This is a genomic window from Saccharothrix sp. ST-888 (genome assembly GCF_000955975.1).
Lineage (GTDB): Bacteria > Actinomycetota > Actinomycetes > Streptomycetales > Streptomycetaceae > Kitasatospora.
In genome coordinates, this window is sequence record NZ_JYJF01000047.1 from 1 (window position 1) to 14,643 (window position 14,643).

A 14,643-nucleotide genomic window follows, 5' to 3' on the forward strand; every position below is an offset into this window, starting at 1 on the left:
GTACGACGCGGACGGCAACCAGCTGATCCGCCGAGACCCGGGCAAGACCACGCTGAACATCGGCGCGGACGAGCTCACCCTGGACACCGCATCCGGATCAATGTCCGACGTGCGGTACTACAGCGCACCGGGCGGCCTCACCATCACCCGCGTCACCGCGGCGACCGGTGGCGGCCAGCTGGTCTACCAGGTCGCCGACCCGCACGGCACCAACAGCGCCCAGATCACCACCGACGCGAGCCAGACCGTCACCCGCCGCCCCACCGACCCGTTCGGCAACCCCCGCGGCCCCCAGCCCGACCCCAGCACCTGGGCCGGAGACATGGGCTTCGTCGGCGGCACCAAGGACGACGCAACCGGCCTCACCAACCTCGGCGCCCGCGAATACCAACCCACCACCGGACGCTTCCTCAACCCCGACCCACTCCTCGACGCGGCCAGCCCGCAACAGTGGAACGGCTACGCCTACAGCAACAACGACCCCGTCAACCTCTCCGACCCCTCGGGCCAGCACTTCGAGGAGTGCAGCAACGGGATGTACCGGTGTGAGGGAGGGATCACCCCGGTCGAGAAGGGACGCGACTACGACAATATCGTTGCCGAGAATAAAACCGCAGAAAAAGTCGAAAGCTACTCTTCGTATGTCTATCGGACAACCGGAAAGACTCCTTCCGAGCATTATGCAAGCAAGTGCAGTAATAGTCGATGCGTCCCCAGTCGCAATGGTGAAGGCAATAACAGGGACTTTCTTGCCGGTTTTGGTGCATCGCTGGTAGGAGTAGTTGACGCTTACGAGAAGTTGCTGCATTGGGGTGACTCATATCACCCCAAGTCGTATCCATTGCAGTCTTACACGGAATGGGCCCGGAGTAAGGGCGTTGACCCGGAAAGTGCAAACTTTGAGTCGGGAGGCTTCCTCCTTGCGGCGACAGGTGAAGCCTACGCGGCCCGACCTAATTCTCCCGAAGGGATGGGGCCGTGCAATAGCTTTCCAGGTGGCACTCTGGTTCTACTTGGCGATGGTCAGACTAAGGCTATAGACAAGGTCGAAAGCGGAGATCGCGTCCTTGCGACTGATCCCGTTAGCGGTGGAACGATTTCAAAGTCGGTAATTGCCACCATCACGACTCCTGGCGACCAGGACTTCACGGACCTGACCGTAAAGACTGCAGATGGCGGGGCAGGGTCGTCGGAGGCTCGCGCGGAAAAACTCACCGCAACCTGGCATCATCCGTTCTGGGACGAGACCACGGCCCGCTGGACCGACGCCGCCGAACTGAACGTCGGCGATCGGCTCCACGCGCCTGATGGCACAGTGATCACTGTGCTCACGGTACGCAACTACCACAAGCGCGACGTAACCTACAATCTGACGGTCAACGACCTTCACACGTACTATGTACTCGCCGGGACCACGCCGGTCCTGGTTCACAATTGCGGGGTCACGCGAGGTGGCGACGAAAGCACATACTCCATCTCGCACGATGCGAGTGGAAGTGGTGTGATTGCAGACCTTGACAGCGATGGCATCCTGACAATGATGATGCACAATAATCCTGACAAGGGATCGCCGTTGCGCGGCAAGGCAATGTTCGATGAAGTCATGGGTCACTTCGGAGACCGGGTTCAGGGGGTTCAGGGGATCTGGGTCTATGGAGATAATCTTGGTGGTTTCAATGATGCTGTGCGTGGTGGTTCGAGCCTAGTAGCTGCAGCCAAGGGAACTTGGACTGGCAGGCAAGCGGCCCGGTACGGATTCACTCGCGCGAGGATCGATGAAGCAGTGCCCAGGCTCGATGGGGACTTCCAGCATGTCCTTGCCACATTCCGAAGGTGAGGGAACTGATGAATGAGGAATTGGAGCGGTTGGCTCGCCTAGCTGTCGAGTATCGCGACATTGGCTGCAGTGTCGTAGAGGTTGCCGATCTCATGGTTGAGAAGCATCCGGGTCTTAGAGAGGTTCCCTTTAATCTGGCCCAGATTCTCCGATCGGCCTTCCGCCTGTCAGTCCATGACTTGCAGTACATCAACGCCTGGCTGCAGGGTGATATTTCGCGAGAAACTCTGGAGGAGCGCCTTCAGGTAATTGGCTAAATTGGCTGGTATTTTCCAAATACCCGACAGATGCCTGAAGGGCCCCGCCGAAGATAGTGTTCGGCGGGGCTTCTTGGCGTCTTGATGCGATGAAGGGGCGGGGCCTCCGCTCCTAGTGGGCTCCCCGGGTGCCGGGTCGACACTGGGGTTGTCCACGCCAGCACGACGAGGGAGGCCCCTGTGCGTGCAGACTACGCCGGGCGGCAGTACGTCGGCATCGACCTGCACCGCCGCCGTTCGGTCATCGTGAGGCAGACCGATAAGGGTGAAATCCTGGAGAGTGTGCGGATCGACAACGATCCGGTCGCCCTGTCCCTGGAGATCGCGAAGGCCGGGCCCGACCCGGAGGTGGTGCTGGAGGCCACCTACGGCTGGTACTGGGCCGCCGACACGCTCCAGGCGGCCGGCGCCAATGTCCACCTGGCGCACCCGCTGGGCATCAAGGGATTCACCTGCCGGCGGGTTAAGAACGATGTCCGGGACGCCGGGGATCTGGCCGACCTGCTGCGGATGGGCCGCCTGCCGGAGGCGTATCTCGCTCCGCCCGCAGTGCGTGAGCTGCGGGAACTTGTCCGCCACCGCGGCAAGTGCGTGGCTCTGCGCTCCGGACTCAAGGCCCAGGTGCACGCCATTCTGGCCAAACAGGGCCTGCACCTGCCGGTCAGCGATATCTTCGGCGTCCGGGGCCGCCGACACCTGGCTCGCCGCCCGCGACCCTGGCCGCCCGCCACCGGGCCAGGACAGGGCCGCCCCGCGCCGCCGCTCACTGGCCGTGGACGGCAAGACCGTGCGCGGTGCCCGCCGCGCAGACGGCACCCAGGTCCACCTGCTCGCCGCGATGACCGGAGCCGGCCTGGTCACCGCCCAGCGCGAGGTCGACTCCAAGACCAACGAGATCACCCTCTTCCGGCCGATGCTCGCCCCACTCGACCTGGCCGACACCGTAGTCACCTTCGACGCCCTGCACTCGCAGACCGCCCATGCCCGCTTCCTGGTAGAGGACAAGAAGGCCCACTACATCGCCGTGATCAAGAGGAATCAGCCGCTGCTGCACCAGCAGCTGAAGCGGCTGCCCTGGCGGGACGTGCCGCTGCTCGACAAGACCCGAGCCACCGCACACGGCCGCGATGAGATCCGCCGGGTCAAGACCGCCACCGTCACCTGTGGCCTCGACTTCCCCCACGCCGCCCAGGCCGTGCAGATCGTGCGCCCTCGTCGGATCGTCACCACCGGCAAGGTCACCCTGGAACGTGTCTACGCAGTCACCGACCTGACGGCGGAGCAGGCCGACGCCCCCGAGATCGCGCACCACGTCCGCGAACACTGGGGCATCGGGAACAGGATCCACCACGTCCGCGACACCGCCTTCGCCGAGGACGCTCCCCCAGCCTTCGGCCGGGAGGTACCCCCACCCGCGTGCGGACCGGGACCGCACCACGGGCCATGGCCGCACTGCGCAACCTCGCCATAGGCGCCCTCCGCCTCACCGGCTGCGACAACATCACCGCCGGCCTGCGCAAGCACGGCCGAGACGCCTCCAGGCCGCTGACCACCCTCGGCATCACGTGGCTGACCACCCTCGGCATCACGTGATCAAACCTGACAGGGCCTCTGACGACGCCGCCCTGGGGCGGATGCGACCGCTGTGGAGAGTGCACGTGATCGACGCGGGCGCGGCCGCGGGGCCGGGGGCGGTGGAGTCGGCTCAGGAGGTCGTCGCGGGAACGAGGTGGTCGAGTCCCTGCGCACTGCCCGTCGCGGCCTCGATCGAGCGCGGCAGCATGATGCTCTCGTAGGCGCGGACTGCGCCGTCGACGCTGGATTCGGTGACGAGGGCGTGGGCGAGGTCGGAGCCGTCGAGCATGGCGAGATTGGCGCCCAGCCCGACCGGGGGCATCAGGTGCGCGGCATCGCCGAGCAGCGTGACGCCGGGAACGTGCTCCCAGGTGTGCGGGGCGGGCAGGACGAACAGGGACCGGTTGATGAACCCGCTGTCGCTGTTGCTCAGGATGTAGCGCAGGCTCTCGTCCCAGCCGTCGAACATCCTCAGCAGGTGCGTCCGCACGGCCCGCTGGTCGCCGAGGTCGATACCGGCAGCCACGTGCCAGTCCTCCGGCGCGCGGAGCGCGATGTAGGCGCGGATGTGGCCGTTGCTGTTGCGCTGGGCTACCAGGGACCTGCCGGCGCCTTTCACCAGCATCGATCCGTTGCCGACCAGCCGCGCGAGGTCGGGATGGCGGGTGTCGCAGTGGTCGAATCCGGTCTCGACGAAGGTGACGCCGGTGTAGCGGGGTGCGGCGTGCGACAGGGCCGGGCGGACGCGCGACCAGGCGCCGTCGGCGCCGACCACCAGGTCGAAGTCCTCGGCGGTGCCGTCACCGAAGAGCAGCCGGCAGGTGCCGTCCGCGAGCGGGGCGACTCCGGTGACGGCGCGGTCCCACCGCACCGTGCCCTCGGTGAGCGAGTCCAGGAGGAGACCGCGTAGCTGGCCTCGGTCGATCTCCGGCTTTCCGCCGTCGGCGGACGGCCCCTGCTGCGCCAGGAGGGCGGCGGTTGCGAAGTCGAGCACGCGCCACTCGTCCCCTTCGGGGCGGGCGAGGGCTTGGAATCGGTCGAGGAGCCCCGCCGCCCGCAAGGCGGCCTGACCGGTGTCGGCATGCAGGTCGAGGGTGCCGCCCTGCGGGCGGGCGTCGGCGGAGGCCTCGCGCTCGAAGACGGTGACGGAGCGGCCGTGTTGCTGCAGGACTCGGGCGCAGGTCAGGCCACCGAGGCCGGCACCGACAATCGCGATGCGGGGATCACGAGCAGAGTTCATGGGAGTGTCCCTCGGGAGGTGGGTGAGCTGCCGGAAGGACCCGGCATCACCAAGAAAGCACACTCGCGAAATAAGTGCAACGACTCAACCTTTGCAGTCGCTGCACGCTGGGATATGGTGGACGAGTGACTGAACCGACCGGGCGCCGCGAGCGCAAGAAGGCCCAGACCCGCCAGTCCCTGGCCGACGCCGCACTCGAACTCTTCCTCGACCGCGGCTACGACCAGGTCGGTGTCAAGGACATCGCCGACGCCGCCGACGTCTCGGTGACCACCCTGTTCAAGCACTTCTCCGGCAAGGAAGCCCTGGTCTTCGACCAGGACGACGACTTGGAAGCAGCGCTCGTCGCCGCCGTGCGCGACCGCACCCCCGGCCAGTCGATCCCGCAGGCGCTGCGCGAGCACGTCCTGCTGAAACAGACCCAGTTCGCCGTCCATGCCACGGACCCGCGGTTCGCCGATTTCATGCGCATGGTGCAGGAGACCCCAGCGCTGCGCGACTACGCCCACCGCATGTGGACGCGCCACGAAGCGGCCCTGGCACGGGCCATCGCCGAGGCTGTCGGCGCCCCCGAGGACGACATCAGCTGCGCCGCCCTGGCTCGTTTCGCCCTTGAGGTCCGCGGCCTCATCCTGCGGCACGCCGAGCCGCACCGCGCCGCCGACGAGGCCTTCGCATTGCTCGAACACGGCTGGGCGGCCTCCCACCCGGGCAGCTGACCCGGAATCAGGCGGGCGACCTGGCCGCAGAGGCCTGTTGACCGGCACAGGAGGGAGCTCCAGAGCTGTGGCCGCTGACGGTGGCGAACCTCCCACGGGCCGGCCCCCTCACAAGCGGGCGAGGCGAGCGTCCCCACCGGCCGGAGGGGAGAGAAGGATCGGTACGTAGCCGTGTACTTGCCTGAGCACATTCGGCTCTGGCAAGATTTTCGTAGCCGGAGATCATCCCGGGACGGCGGTCGACTGGTTTGCCAGTGGGCAACCTCTGACTGTGTTCTGTTGAACTAGCCACACTGTTACCGCAGTTGGCCAATGTGCTGGTTGTCTCGGTCGATGTTTCCGATGCTGTCGTGGCAGTCCGCGCCCGCACACGGTCCGGTGTTCCAGCGGCGTGTACGGGATGCGGCCAGCTGACCGAGTGGTGCCACAGCCGTTATGTGCGGCATCTCGCCGATGTCGCGCTCGGCGGCCGGCCTCTCCGAATCGACTTATCCGTACGCCGCTTGTACTGCGAGAACTCGGCCTGCCCGAAGGTGACCTTTGCCGAGCAGGTGCCGGGGCTGACCGTGCGCTACCAGCGGCGCACCCCGCTGTTGCAGCACCTGGTCGAGGCCGTCGGCGTGGTGCTGGCCGGCCGGGGTGGCGCCCGGATGCTACGCGTCCTCAACGTCGCGCTCTCGCGGTGCACCGTGCTCTCCCAGCTGATGCGGGCGCCACTGCCGCCGCTGGTCACACCCCGGGTACTGGGGGTGGATGACTTCGCGCTCTACGGTGACACCTACGGCACCCTCCTGGTCGACGCCACCACCCGTCTCCCGCTGACGCTCTGGGAGGGCAGGGACGCCGAACAGCTGAGCCGATGGCTCCGCAGGCATCCCGGTGTCGAGATCGCCTGCCGCGACGGCTCGCTCACCTACCGGCAGGGCATTGCCGACGGTGCCCCCGATGCTGTCCAGGTCAGCGACCGCTTCCATTTGTGGCAGGGCCTGTCCCGGCGCGTTCAGGAAGTCGCTGCAGCCCACCGCGGTTGCCTGCCCGCCACGCTCCCCGTCCCCGATCCTGCCGGGCCGGAGCCCGCTGAGGCAGTGGGCGCCGATTCCGAGCCGGTGGACTCTCCGGCCGGTCGACACGCCCGGCGGCTGTTCGAAGCCGTGCACGCACTGACCGATGCCGGTCGTCCTTACAGCGCCGCAGCCCGTGAGCTCGGCCTGGACCGCCGCACGGTGCGTAAGTACGCCCGGGCCCGCACCTGGCACGAGGTCATGCGCCGCGCTCCCCGACGCCCATCCACCCTGGATCCCTACCTCGACTACCTGCAGCAACGCTGGGACGAGGGCGAACACAACGCGAAGATCCTTCATCAGGAACTCCTAGGCAAGGGCTACCTGGGGCACTACCAGCGCGTGAAGATGGCTCTCGCACCCCTCAGGCGTGGCCTGCCCCTGGACGAGCCCCGTGAACGGCCGCCTTCCCCACGCGAAGCCGCACGCTGGATCATCACCGCCCCCGGCCGGCACGGCCCGCAAACCGCTGAGCGTCTGCGCCGGCTGCTCGAACACTGCCCGGAACTCCGGCGCACCCACGACCTGGTCCGCGACTTCGCCGCCATGCTCGACACCCGCGATGCCACACCGCTGCCGGACTGGCTCGCACAACTCGCCAACAGCGGACTGGCGCCCCTCGCCGGACTCGCCACCGCCCTGCGCGAAGACCAACATGCGGTCGCCCAGGGAATCACCACCCTTTACAGCTCCGGAGTCAACGAGGGCCGGATCACCGACGTGAAGCTCCAAAAGCGCATCATGGGAGGCCGTGCCGGCGTCTCACTTCTCCGCCACCGAGTCGTACTGATCGCCCACCTACGCCGCCGATACGCGGAGCGACCCACCGCCGTCCCGGGATGATCTCCGGCTACGAAAATCTTGCCAGAGCCACATTCGGGTGTACGCCGACAGCGAGCGCCTTGTGGAGCATGGTGTTCATGACTCGGCGCTGACGTGGGAGGGCGTCTTGGCGGCGACCGCCTCTGCGGTGGGAACCGAGCCGGCTTCGGTGTCTTCGATGACGGAGCCAGCCAGGGCCAGTGCCGGGGCGGTCACCGGTTCAGGGATGGGAGCGGGGCGGCCTCTGGGAGTTGAGCGGGATGGGTGAGCGTGTGGAACCGGGCCAGGAAGGCAGGGCCGACGCAGCCCCAGCCGAGCAGCAGCAGCGGATCGGCGGTGTTCAGGGCGAGGGTGAGCGCGCCGCACCGGTACAACAGGCGGGTGCTGGCCCGCAGTTCATGCGCGGGGACGCCGTGCAGGGCCAGGAACCGCAGCATGACCAGGAGCTGGACGGGCGGAGAAGTACGGAACGCGACCGTGGCCAGCCCCCGGGCGGGCCGCCAGTCGGGCCCGAGTAGGGTCACGGGCATGCCCAGCTTCGAGGTTGTCACTGTGGTGGACGGCGCGGCGCCGCAGCAGGTGTTCGATGCGGCGCTGGACGCCGAGCTGCATACTCGGTCGATGGGCGCCTCCGGCGAACAGGTGGTGGGTACGCTGCCGGCCGGGGGGCTCGGACCCGGGGACCAGGTGACCTTCGCAGCGCGGCACTTCGGGGTCCGATGGCGGCTGACCGCAGTCGTTGCGGTCTACGAGCCGCCGGTCCGATTCGTCGACGAGCAGGTGCGCGGACCGTTCAAACGCTGGTTCCATGAGCACGAGTTCACCCCGAATGGCACTGACGGTGCAGGCGGCACGGTGATGACGGACCGGGTCTCCTTCGAGTCACCGCTCGGCCCTCTCGGCAGGATCGCCGATGCGCTGGTGCTGCGCAGGTATATGGCGCACCTGATCAGGACGCGCGGGCGCTACCTGGCTGAGGTGCTCCGCCAGGGCTGAGCGTCGCGTGCCTTCGTCGGTCACGACGGGGTCGGGCAGCGGGCGGCGATCTGTCGGAGATGGTGGCGGAAGGTCTGCGGTGCGTCGTCCGGGCGGACGCGTCCGAGGGCGACGAGTGCCGTCACGATCACGTCGCAAAGCTCGTCCGTGACGTCGTCCCAGTCGTGCGAGAAGCCCTTGCGCGGGTTGGTGCCCATGGCTCCGATCACGGCCTCGGCGACCTCGCCCGCCTCCTCCGTTATCTTCAGGATCTGCAGCACCTTCTGCATCTCGGCCGACACCGGGCTCGATGCCGCAAGCCAGTCGGCCACTGCATCGACCGTCTGCCACATGTCGTCGTCCATGGCCCCCTCGATCCATCACCTCGGCCCTGACGACATGGTGGTGTGCTTCGCCGCACCGCCGCAGCCGAACAGCTTTCAATTCACTCGAAGGTGTGTCCGCACCCTAGACGGAGAAGGTTCGGCCGACCAGGCGTGACTGACGGTCGTCAGGACCGTGGGGCGCGCCTTGTGCCAGAGCGATCGCGTCCTCCACGATCCGGGTCAGGGTCGTGCGCAGCCAGCGGTGCGCGGGGTCGGCGTCGACCCGGGTGTGCCAGGCCATGCCGACATCGACGCTGGGCAGGTCCAGCGGGATGTCCCGGACTGTCAGTGGCATGGTGCAGGCCAGCTTGACCGCGACCATCGACGGGACCAGGGCGAGCGCCTCGGACTCCAGGGCGAGATGGCAGGCGCTGACGAAGGCCGGTACGGTCGCCAGAACCTTTCGCTGAAGTCCGAGTTCGGCCAGCCGGTCGTCCACCACGCTGCGTGCGCGGCCCCGGCGGGAGACCGTGATGTGCGGAAGGGCGGCGAACTGGCGCGGCGTCAGGGCGTGCTGCGCCCACGGTGCGCCGGTCGGGGCGACGGCGACATAGCGGTGGCGGCAGAGCAGGCTGCTGCGGACGTCGTGCGGGAGCTCGGGCAGCGAGCCGAGGTCGAGGTCGATCCGGTCCCGCAGGTCGGCCGGGTCCTCGTCGCCCTCGGGCAGGATCCGCAGTCGCACGCCCGGCGCCTCGCGGGCGGCCCGCGCGATGAGTGCGGAGCCGACCACCGCGGTGAGTCCGTCGTCGGCACGGATCGCGAACTCGCGCTCGATCTCGGCGAGTTCGATCGGGTGCGGTGGTTGCAGTGCGGCCAGTGCGGCGGCCAGCGCCGCCTCCACCTGCGGCTGGAGTTCGTGGGCGCGCGGGGTCAGCACCAGCCCACGGCCCGCCGGCACCAGCAGGGGGTCGCCGACCACCCGGCGCAGCCGTCCGAGCGTGCGGCTCATCGCGGAGGCGGAGACGTTCAACTCCAGTGCTGCGCCGGTCACGCTGCCCTCGCGCAGCAGCGCGTCGAGCGCGGGCAGCAGGTTCATGTCCGGGAGCTGCAAGGGGTCACCTCGTCCCATGCTTGCGTTGAATGCATGTCTGGTTTAACCATTCGGAACTTGTGGTCAAGAGTGTAGCCGCCGAACATGAGAGGAGTTCACAGAAGCGACGGAGAAAATGATCGACACACATCAGCGCAACACGGCGCTCCTGGTTGCAGGTTGCTTCTTCATGGAGAACCTCGACGGCACCATCGTGGCCACTGCGGCGCCCCGGATGGCAGCCTCCCTGCACGTCGAGCCGACCGCGGTGGGCCTGGTCATCACGGCGTACCTGCTCACGCTCGCCGTACTGATACCGCTCAGCGGCTGGCTCGCCGCCCGCTACGGGGTCCGCCGGATCTTCCTGACGGCGATCTCGCTGTTCACCCTCGCCTCGCTGGCCTGCGCGCTGAGCGCGAATCTCTGGCAACTGGTCGCCATGCGCGTCCTGCAGGGCGTCGGCGGAGCGATGATGGTCCCGGTCGGACGGCTGACGGTGATGGCCCGGACGGCGAAGCCGGACATCCCGAAGACGATGGCCTACATCGTCTGGGCCGGCCTGGTCGCACCCGTCATCGCGCCGCTGCTCGGCGGGTTCATCACCACGTACGCGGACTGGCGCTGGATGTTCCTCATCAACCTGCCGCTCGGCCTGGTCGCCCTCCTCGTGGCCCGCCGCCTGCTGGACGCCACGCCCGCCACCAACAGCACGCCCACCACGAACGCTACGAGCACCGCGCCCTCCCTCGACCGGATCGGCGTCCTGCTCACCGCCACCGGCCTCGGCGCCTTCACCTGGGCCGCCCATCTGCTCTCCGAACCGGCCGAGCCCTGGGCGCCGGTCCTGCTCGCCCTCGGGCTCTCGGTGGTCCTGCTCACCGCCGCCGTCCGGCACCTGCTGCGCACCGAACATCCACTGATCAGCCTGCGCACCCTGAGGGTGCCGACCTTCCGCGCCTCGGTGACCGGTGGAACGGCGTTCTGGATCGCGGTCGGCGCCGTGCCGTTCCTGCTGCCGCTGCTGTTCCAGGAGGTCTTCGGCTGGAGCGCGATCAAGTCCGGGACGGTGGTGCTGTTCGTGTTCGTCGGCAACATCGGCGTCAAGCCGACCACCACCTACCTGCTGAACCGATTCGGGTTCCGCAAGCTGCTGCTCGGTGCCAGCCTCGGCGTGACGGCCACCCTGGTCGCCTCGGCCTTCCTCACCGCGGCCACGCCGCTGGTACTGATCGTCGTCCTCACCGTGATCAGCGGCGCCGCCCGGTCGGTGGGCCTCACCGGCTACATGACCATCGCCTTCAGCGAGGTCTCGGCGGAGCAGCTGCGCCACGCCAACACGCTCTCCGCCACCGCCCAGCAGCTCGCCGCCGGCCTCGGAGTCGCCGCGGCCACCGTGGCCCTGCGGGCGGGCGGGGCGATCGGCGAGCTGCTGCCGGGCACACCCTCCGCGAGGACCGCGTACGCGGTCGCGTTCGGCCTGCTGGCCCTGGTGACGCTGACGGCCGTGGTCGGCGCGTACCGGCTCCACCCGGGTGCGGGGGACGCCGTCCGGCGGAGCCCGGTGGCGGCCGGGAAGCGCCCGGTTGTCAGAAGTTGAGCCGGTCTCAGCTCTCGGTCACCAGGACGACCTCAAGGGTGCGCGGCCCGTGGACGCCCTCCACCCGGTCGAGTTCGATGTCGCTGGTGGCGGACGGTCCGGAGATCCAGGTCTGTGGGCGGGTGGGGTCCAGGCGGGGGAGCGCGCGGGGGAGCGAGGCGACGATCTGTCCGGGGGCGCGGACCACACAGATGTGGTGGTCGGGTACCAGGGTGAGCAGCCGCCGCCCCTGGGCGGGACCGGCGTCCAGGACCAGGGTGCCCGTCTCGGCCACGGCCAGCGCGCACCCGGTCAGGACGCTGTCGACCGCGTCCAGCCGGACGGCGGTGAGCGTGCCGTCGTCCACCACCGCGGCCACCCCTGCGGCGGCGCTCAGCCAGTCGGGCGGCAGGTCGGCGGGGACGGCGACGGTACGGGAGCCGTGCGCGGCGAGCAGGCGGGCGACGGTGGCGGGCAGGTCGGCCGCGGTGCTGCGGTGCACCAGGGCCCGGTAGTCGGCCAGGTTCTCGTGCAGCAGGTCGAGCAGCGCCGCCGGGTCCTCGTCCCGGTGCACCGGCAGGTAGTCGCGCGGGATGTCCTCGTGCCGTCGGCCCGCCAGGCGGTCGGTGACGCCGTCTGCCTGGGGCGAGCCCGCTCCGGCGCCGGGATCCGACGCGGACGAGCCGGTCCCAGGGCCGGGACCGAGGCCGAGGCCCGTGGCGGATGGGCCCGTGACGGGTGGGCCCTGTTCGGCGCCGATCGCGGCTCGGATCCGGGCCAGCACGGTCTCTCGGCCGGTGCTCATCGACTGTCCTTCCGGGAACGGGAACGGGAACGGGAACGGGAACGGTTCTTCTTCCACCAGTCGCGGAAGGGCTGGCCGGGCAGATCGGGCAGGTCACGGCTGTCGGTCCAGCCGCGGCCGGGGCCGGGCAGCCGGTCCGGCAGCAGTCCCCGGGCCCTCCCCGCGACCCGTTCCCCGGCCGCCAGCACGCCAGGGTGGTCCAGTGCGAACCCGGCGGCCTTCACCGCGGCCCGCTCCAGCCGGTGCCCGCCCTGCCCGGCGACCTGCTCGCGCAGGTGGACCAGCACCTCGGGAATGTCGATGGCCACCGGGCAGACCTCGTAGCAGGCCCCGCAGAGTGACGAGGCGAACGGCAGCGAGGCGTCGATCTCGCTGGTGGTGCCGCGGAGTTGGGGCGTCAGGATGGCCCCGATCGGCCCGGGGTAGACCGACCCGTACGCATGCCCGCCGGCCCGCTCGTACACCGGGCAGACGTTGAGGCAGGCGGAACAGCGGATGCAGCGCAGCGCCTGCCGTCCGACCTGGTCGGCGAGGGCGGTGGTCCGGCCGTTGTCGAGCAGGACGAGGTGGAAGGCCGAGGGACCGTCACCTTCCGGTCCGAGCGTGCCGGTCCAGAGCGAGGTGTACGGGTTCATCCGCTCGGCGGTGGACGAACGCGGCAGCGTCTGCAGGAAGACCTCCAGGTCGCGCCAGCTCGGGACGACCTTCTCGATGCCGACCACCGAGATCAGCGTCTCCGGCAGGGTCAGGCACATCCGTCCGTTGCCCTCGGACTCCACCACCACCAGGGTGCCGGTCTCGGCGATCATGAAGTTGGCCCCGGAGACGGCGACCTTGGCGCGCAGGAACTTCTCCCGCAGGTGCAGCCGTGCGGCCTCGGCCAGTTGAGCGGGGGAGTCGGTGAGATCCTCGGGCGCGGGCCGGCCCCAGGCAGCCATCCGCTCGGCGAAGATCTCGCGGATCTCCTCCCGGTTCCGGTGGATCGCGGGCACCAGGATGTGCGAAGGGCGGTCGTCGCCCAACTGCACGATGAGCTCGGCCAGATCGGTCTCGTAGGCGGCGATGCCCTCGGCCGCCAGCGCCTCGTTGAGCCCGATCTCCTGGGTGGCCATCGACTTCACCTTGATCACCTCGCGTTCGCCGGTGGCCAGCACCAGGTCGGCGACGATCCGGTTGGCCTCGGCGGCATCGACGGCCCAGTGCACCGTACCGCCCGCCGCCGTGACGGCTGCCTCCAACTGGAGCAGGTAGCGGTCGAGATGGCGCAGCGTGTGGTCCTTGATCGCCTTGCCGGCGGCGCGCAGCTCGGCCCAGTCGGTGAGTTCGGCGACCGCGCGGGCCCGCTTCTCGCGGATGGTCCGGGTGGCGTGGGAGAGGTTGGCCCGCAGCCGCCGGTTCCGGGTGGACTCGGCGGCGGCCGCCGGAAACGAAGGCATGCCGAGGAAGGTGTCACCGCTCATGTTCCGCTCCAGGACTGCTCGTTACGGAGACCGTCGGGGGCGGCACCCTTAGCCGGCCCCCGCCCCACGGATAGCGCCCCCTCGGTCCGCGCCCCCTCGGTCCGTGCGCCCTCGGTCCACGGCCGCTCCTCGGTGGCGGCCAGGATCTCGGCGAGGTGCAGCGGCCGCAGCGGCGCGGACCGGCGGTGAAGCAGGCCGCCGAGGTGCATCAGGCAGGAGTTGTCCCCGCCGCAGAGCACCTCTGCCCCTGTCCGCAGTGCGTGACGGACCTTGTCGTCACCCATCGCGGTCGAGACGGCAGGGTTCTTCAGGGCGAAGGTTCCACCGAACCCGCAGCACTCGTCGGCACGGGGCAGCTCCACCAACTCCAGCCCCTTGACGGCGCGCAGCAGCCGCAGCGGCCGGTCGCCGAGCCCGAGCAGCCGCAGCCCGTGGCAGGACGGGTGGTAGGTCACGGTATGCGGGAAGTACGCACCGACGTCCTCGACCCCGAGCACATCGATCAGGAACTCGGTCAGCTCGTACATGCGCGGCACCAACGCATCGGCCGCTTCGGCGAGTTCGGACCCGCGTCGCTCGGCCTGCGCCTTGGCGCCGATCCGGGGGTAGTTGTCGCGGACCATCGCCACGCAGGAGCCGGACGGGGTGACGACGTACTCGTAGCCGGCGAAGGCACGCGCCATGCGGCGCACCATCGGCTCGGTCTCGCGCCGGTAGCCGGTGTTGAACTGCGGCTGCCCGCAACAGGTCTGCCCGGCCGGGAAGTCCACCTCGACACCGAGCCGTTCCAGCAGCCGGACCGTGGCGATCGCCGTGGACGGGTAGACCGCGTCGTTCACACAGGTGGCGAAGAGGGCGACACGCATCTCGGCTCCTCGATGATCGGACGGGGGGAGACTG

At 69.1% G+C, this 14,643-nt stretch carries 15 protein-coding genes and 1 pseudogene; 9 read left to right on the top strand and 7 right to left on the bottom strand.

Features of this window, described 5'->3' with window-relative positions; all coding sequences use genetic code 11:
* From UK12_RS38095 to UK12_RS41340, 5 genes and pseudogenes are all read left to right on the top strand, one after another.
* Nucleotides 1-1,837 (top strand): polymorphic toxin-type HINT domain-containing protein (locus UK12_RS38095; RefSeq protein ID WP_269432024.1); only part of this gene is annotated, 1,837 nt, incomplete at its 5' end.
* An 8-nt stretch (nucleotides 1,838-1,845) separates the two neighbouring features.
* Entirely contained in the window at nucleotides 1,846-2,094 is a 249-nt protein-coding gene (locus UK12_RS16690; protein ID WP_045303784.1) for a hypothetical protein, read from the top strand.
* Nucleotides 2,095-2,274: 180 nt separating this feature from the next.
* Nucleotides 2,275-2,721 (top strand): annotated as a pseudogene (locus tag UK12_RS45055) (IS110 family transposase); the annotation flags it as partial.
* Nucleotides 2,648-3,565 (top strand): ISAs1 family transposase, encoded by a 918-nt coding sequence (locus tag UK12_RS38105; protein WP_442973799.1) that lies wholly within the window; start codon nucleotides 2,648-2,650, stop codon nucleotides 3,563-3,565. The pseudogene UK12_RS45055 and the gene UK12_RS38105, both read left to right, overlap by 74 nt.
* Nucleotides 3,538-3,687: a hypothetical protein gene (locus tag UK12_RS41340; protein WP_197084924.1), complete on the top strand. Its 150-nt coding sequence runs from the start codon at nucleotides 3,538-3,540 to the stop codon at nucleotides 3,685-3,687. The genes UK12_RS38105 and UK12_RS41340 overlap by 28 nt, the downstream gene beginning before the upstream one ends.
* 112 nt (nucleotides 3,688-3,799) lie before the next feature.
* Here the strand turns inward: UK12_RS41340 and UK12_RS16700 are convergent, their stop codons facing one another.
* Nucleotides 3,800-4,909, bottom strand: coding sequence for an FAD-dependent oxidoreductase (locus UK12_RS16700; protein WP_045303785.1), 1,110 nt, complete (start codon nucleotides 4,907-4,909; stop codon nucleotides 3,800-3,802).
* A gap of 125 nt (nucleotides 4,910-5,034) precedes the next feature.
* Here UK12_RS16700 and UK12_RS16705 point away from each other — a divergent pair, with 125 nt between their 5' ends.
* Together UK12_RS16705 and UK12_RS16710 are read left to right on the top strand one after the other, a co-directional pair.
* A complete protein-coding gene (locus UK12_RS16705; RefSeq protein ID WP_045303786.1) occupies nucleotides 5,035-5,628 on the top strand; it encodes a TetR/AcrR family transcriptional regulator in 594 nt (197 codons plus the stop codon).
* Nucleotides 5,629-5,942: 314 nt separating this feature from the next.
* On the top strand, nucleotides 5,943-7,532 hold the full coding sequence (locus UK12_RS16710; protein WP_231591251.1) for an ISL3 family transposase: 1,590 nt from the start codon (nucleotides 5,943-5,945) through the stop codon (nucleotides 7,530-7,532).
* Between the two features lie 191 nt (nucleotides 7,533-7,723).
* Here UK12_RS16710 and UK12_RS41345 read toward each other — a convergent pair whose 3' ends face one another.
* Complete coding sequence (locus UK12_RS41345) at nucleotides 7,724-8,035, bottom strand: hypothetical protein (protein WP_231591250.1); 312 nt, start codon at nucleotides 8,033-8,035, stop codon at nucleotides 7,724-7,726.
* A 4-nt stretch (nucleotides 8,036-8,039) separates the two neighbouring features.
* Between UK12_RS41345 and UK12_RS16720 the strand changes: the two genes are divergently transcribed.
* Nucleotides 8,040-8,507 (top strand): SRPBCC family protein, encoded by a 468-nt coding sequence (locus tag UK12_RS16720; protein ID WP_045303787.1) that lies wholly within the window; start codon nucleotides 8,040-8,042, stop codon nucleotides 8,505-8,507.
* 20 nt (nucleotides 8,508-8,527) lie between these two features.
* Here the strand turns inward: UK12_RS16720 and UK12_RS16725 are convergent, their stop codons facing one another.
* On the bottom strand, nucleotides 8,528-8,851 hold the full coding sequence (locus UK12_RS16725; protein WP_045303788.1) for a MazG-like family protein: 324 nt from the start codon (nucleotides 8,849-8,851) through the stop codon (nucleotides 8,528-8,530).
* Nucleotides 8,852-8,954: 103 nt separating this feature from the next.
* Nucleotides 8,955-9,923, bottom strand: a complete 969-nt coding sequence (locus UK12_RS16730) for a LysR family transcriptional regulator (RefSeq protein WP_052681940.1) — start codon at nucleotides 9,921-9,923, stop codon at nucleotides 8,955-8,957.
* A 115-nt stretch (nucleotides 9,924-10,038) separates the two neighbouring features.
* Here UK12_RS16730 and UK12_RS16735 point away from each other — a divergent pair, with 115 nt between their 5' ends.
* Nucleotides 10,039-11,499 carry an MFS transporter gene (locus tag UK12_RS16735; protein WP_045303789.1) on the top strand — a complete coding sequence of 487 codons (1,461 nt, stop codon included), beginning with the start codon at nucleotides 10,039-10,041 and terminating at the stop codon, nucleotides 11,497-11,499.
* A gap of 7 nt (nucleotides 11,500-11,506) precedes the next feature.
* On the opposite strand, the gene UK12_RS16740 is transcribed toward UK12_RS16735, so the two are convergent.
* The 3 genes from UK12_RS16740 to UK12_RS16750 are packed head-to-tail and all read right to left on the bottom strand — an operon-like array spanning nucleotide 11,507 to nucleotide 14,609.
* Nucleotides 11,507-12,283 carry a LutC/YkgG family protein gene (locus UK12_RS16740; RefSeq protein ID WP_082119688.1) on the bottom strand — a complete coding sequence of 259 codons (777 nt, stop codon included), beginning with the start codon at nucleotides 12,281-12,283 and terminating at the stop codon, nucleotides 11,507-11,509.
* Nucleotides 12,280-13,743 (bottom strand): lactate utilization protein B, encoded by a 1,464-nt coding sequence (locus UK12_RS16745; RefSeq protein WP_045303790.1) that lies wholly within the window; start codon nucleotides 13,741-13,743, stop codon nucleotides 12,280-12,282. Before UK12_RS16745 ends, UK12_RS16740 begins: the two co-directional genes overlap by 4 nt.
* Nucleotides 13,740-14,609 (bottom strand): (Fe-S)-binding protein, encoded by an 870-nt coding sequence (locus tag UK12_RS16750; RefSeq protein WP_082119689.1) that lies wholly within the window; start codon nucleotides 14,607-14,609, stop codon nucleotides 13,740-13,742. Before UK12_RS16750 ends, UK12_RS16745 begins: the two co-directional genes overlap by 4 nt.
* Nucleotides 14,610-14,643: the final 34 nt, after the last annotated feature.

Coding starts and splice junctions, on each gene's coding strand:
- UK12_RS16700 (WP_045303785.1), bottom strand. CDS start 4,909: ATGAACTCTGCTCGTGATCCCCGCATCGCGATTGTCGGTGCCGGCCTC.
- UK12_RS16740 (WP_082119688.1), bottom strand. CDS start 12,283: ATGAGCACCGGCCGAGAGACCGTGCTGGCCCGGATCCGAGCCGCGATC.
- UK12_RS16720 (WP_045303787.1), top strand. CDS start 8,040: ATGCCCAGCTTCGAGGTTGTCACTGTGGTGGACGGCGCGGCGCCGCAG.
- UK12_RS16750 (WP_082119689.1), bottom strand. CDS start 14,609: ATGCGTGTCGCCCTCTTCGCCACCTGTGTGAACGACGCGGTCTACCCG.
- UK12_RS16735 (WP_045303789.1), top strand. CDS start 10,039: ATGATCGACACACATCAGCGCAACACGGCGCTCCTGGTTGCAGGTTGC.
- UK12_RS16745 (WP_045303790.1), bottom strand. CDS start 13,743: ATGAGCGGTGACACCTTCCTCGGCATGCCTTCGTTTCCGGCGGCCGCC.
- UK12_RS41340 (WP_197084924.1), top strand. CDS start 3,538: ATGGCCGCACTGCGCAACCTCGCCATAGGCGCCCTCCGCCTCACCGGC.
- UK12_RS16690 (WP_045303784.1), top strand. CDS start 1,846: ATGAATGAGGAATTGGAGCGGTTGGCTCGCCTAGCTGTCGAGTATCGC.
- UK12_RS16725 (WP_045303788.1), bottom strand. CDS start 8,851: ATGGACGACGACATGTGGCAGACGGTCGATGCAGTGGCCGACTGGCTT.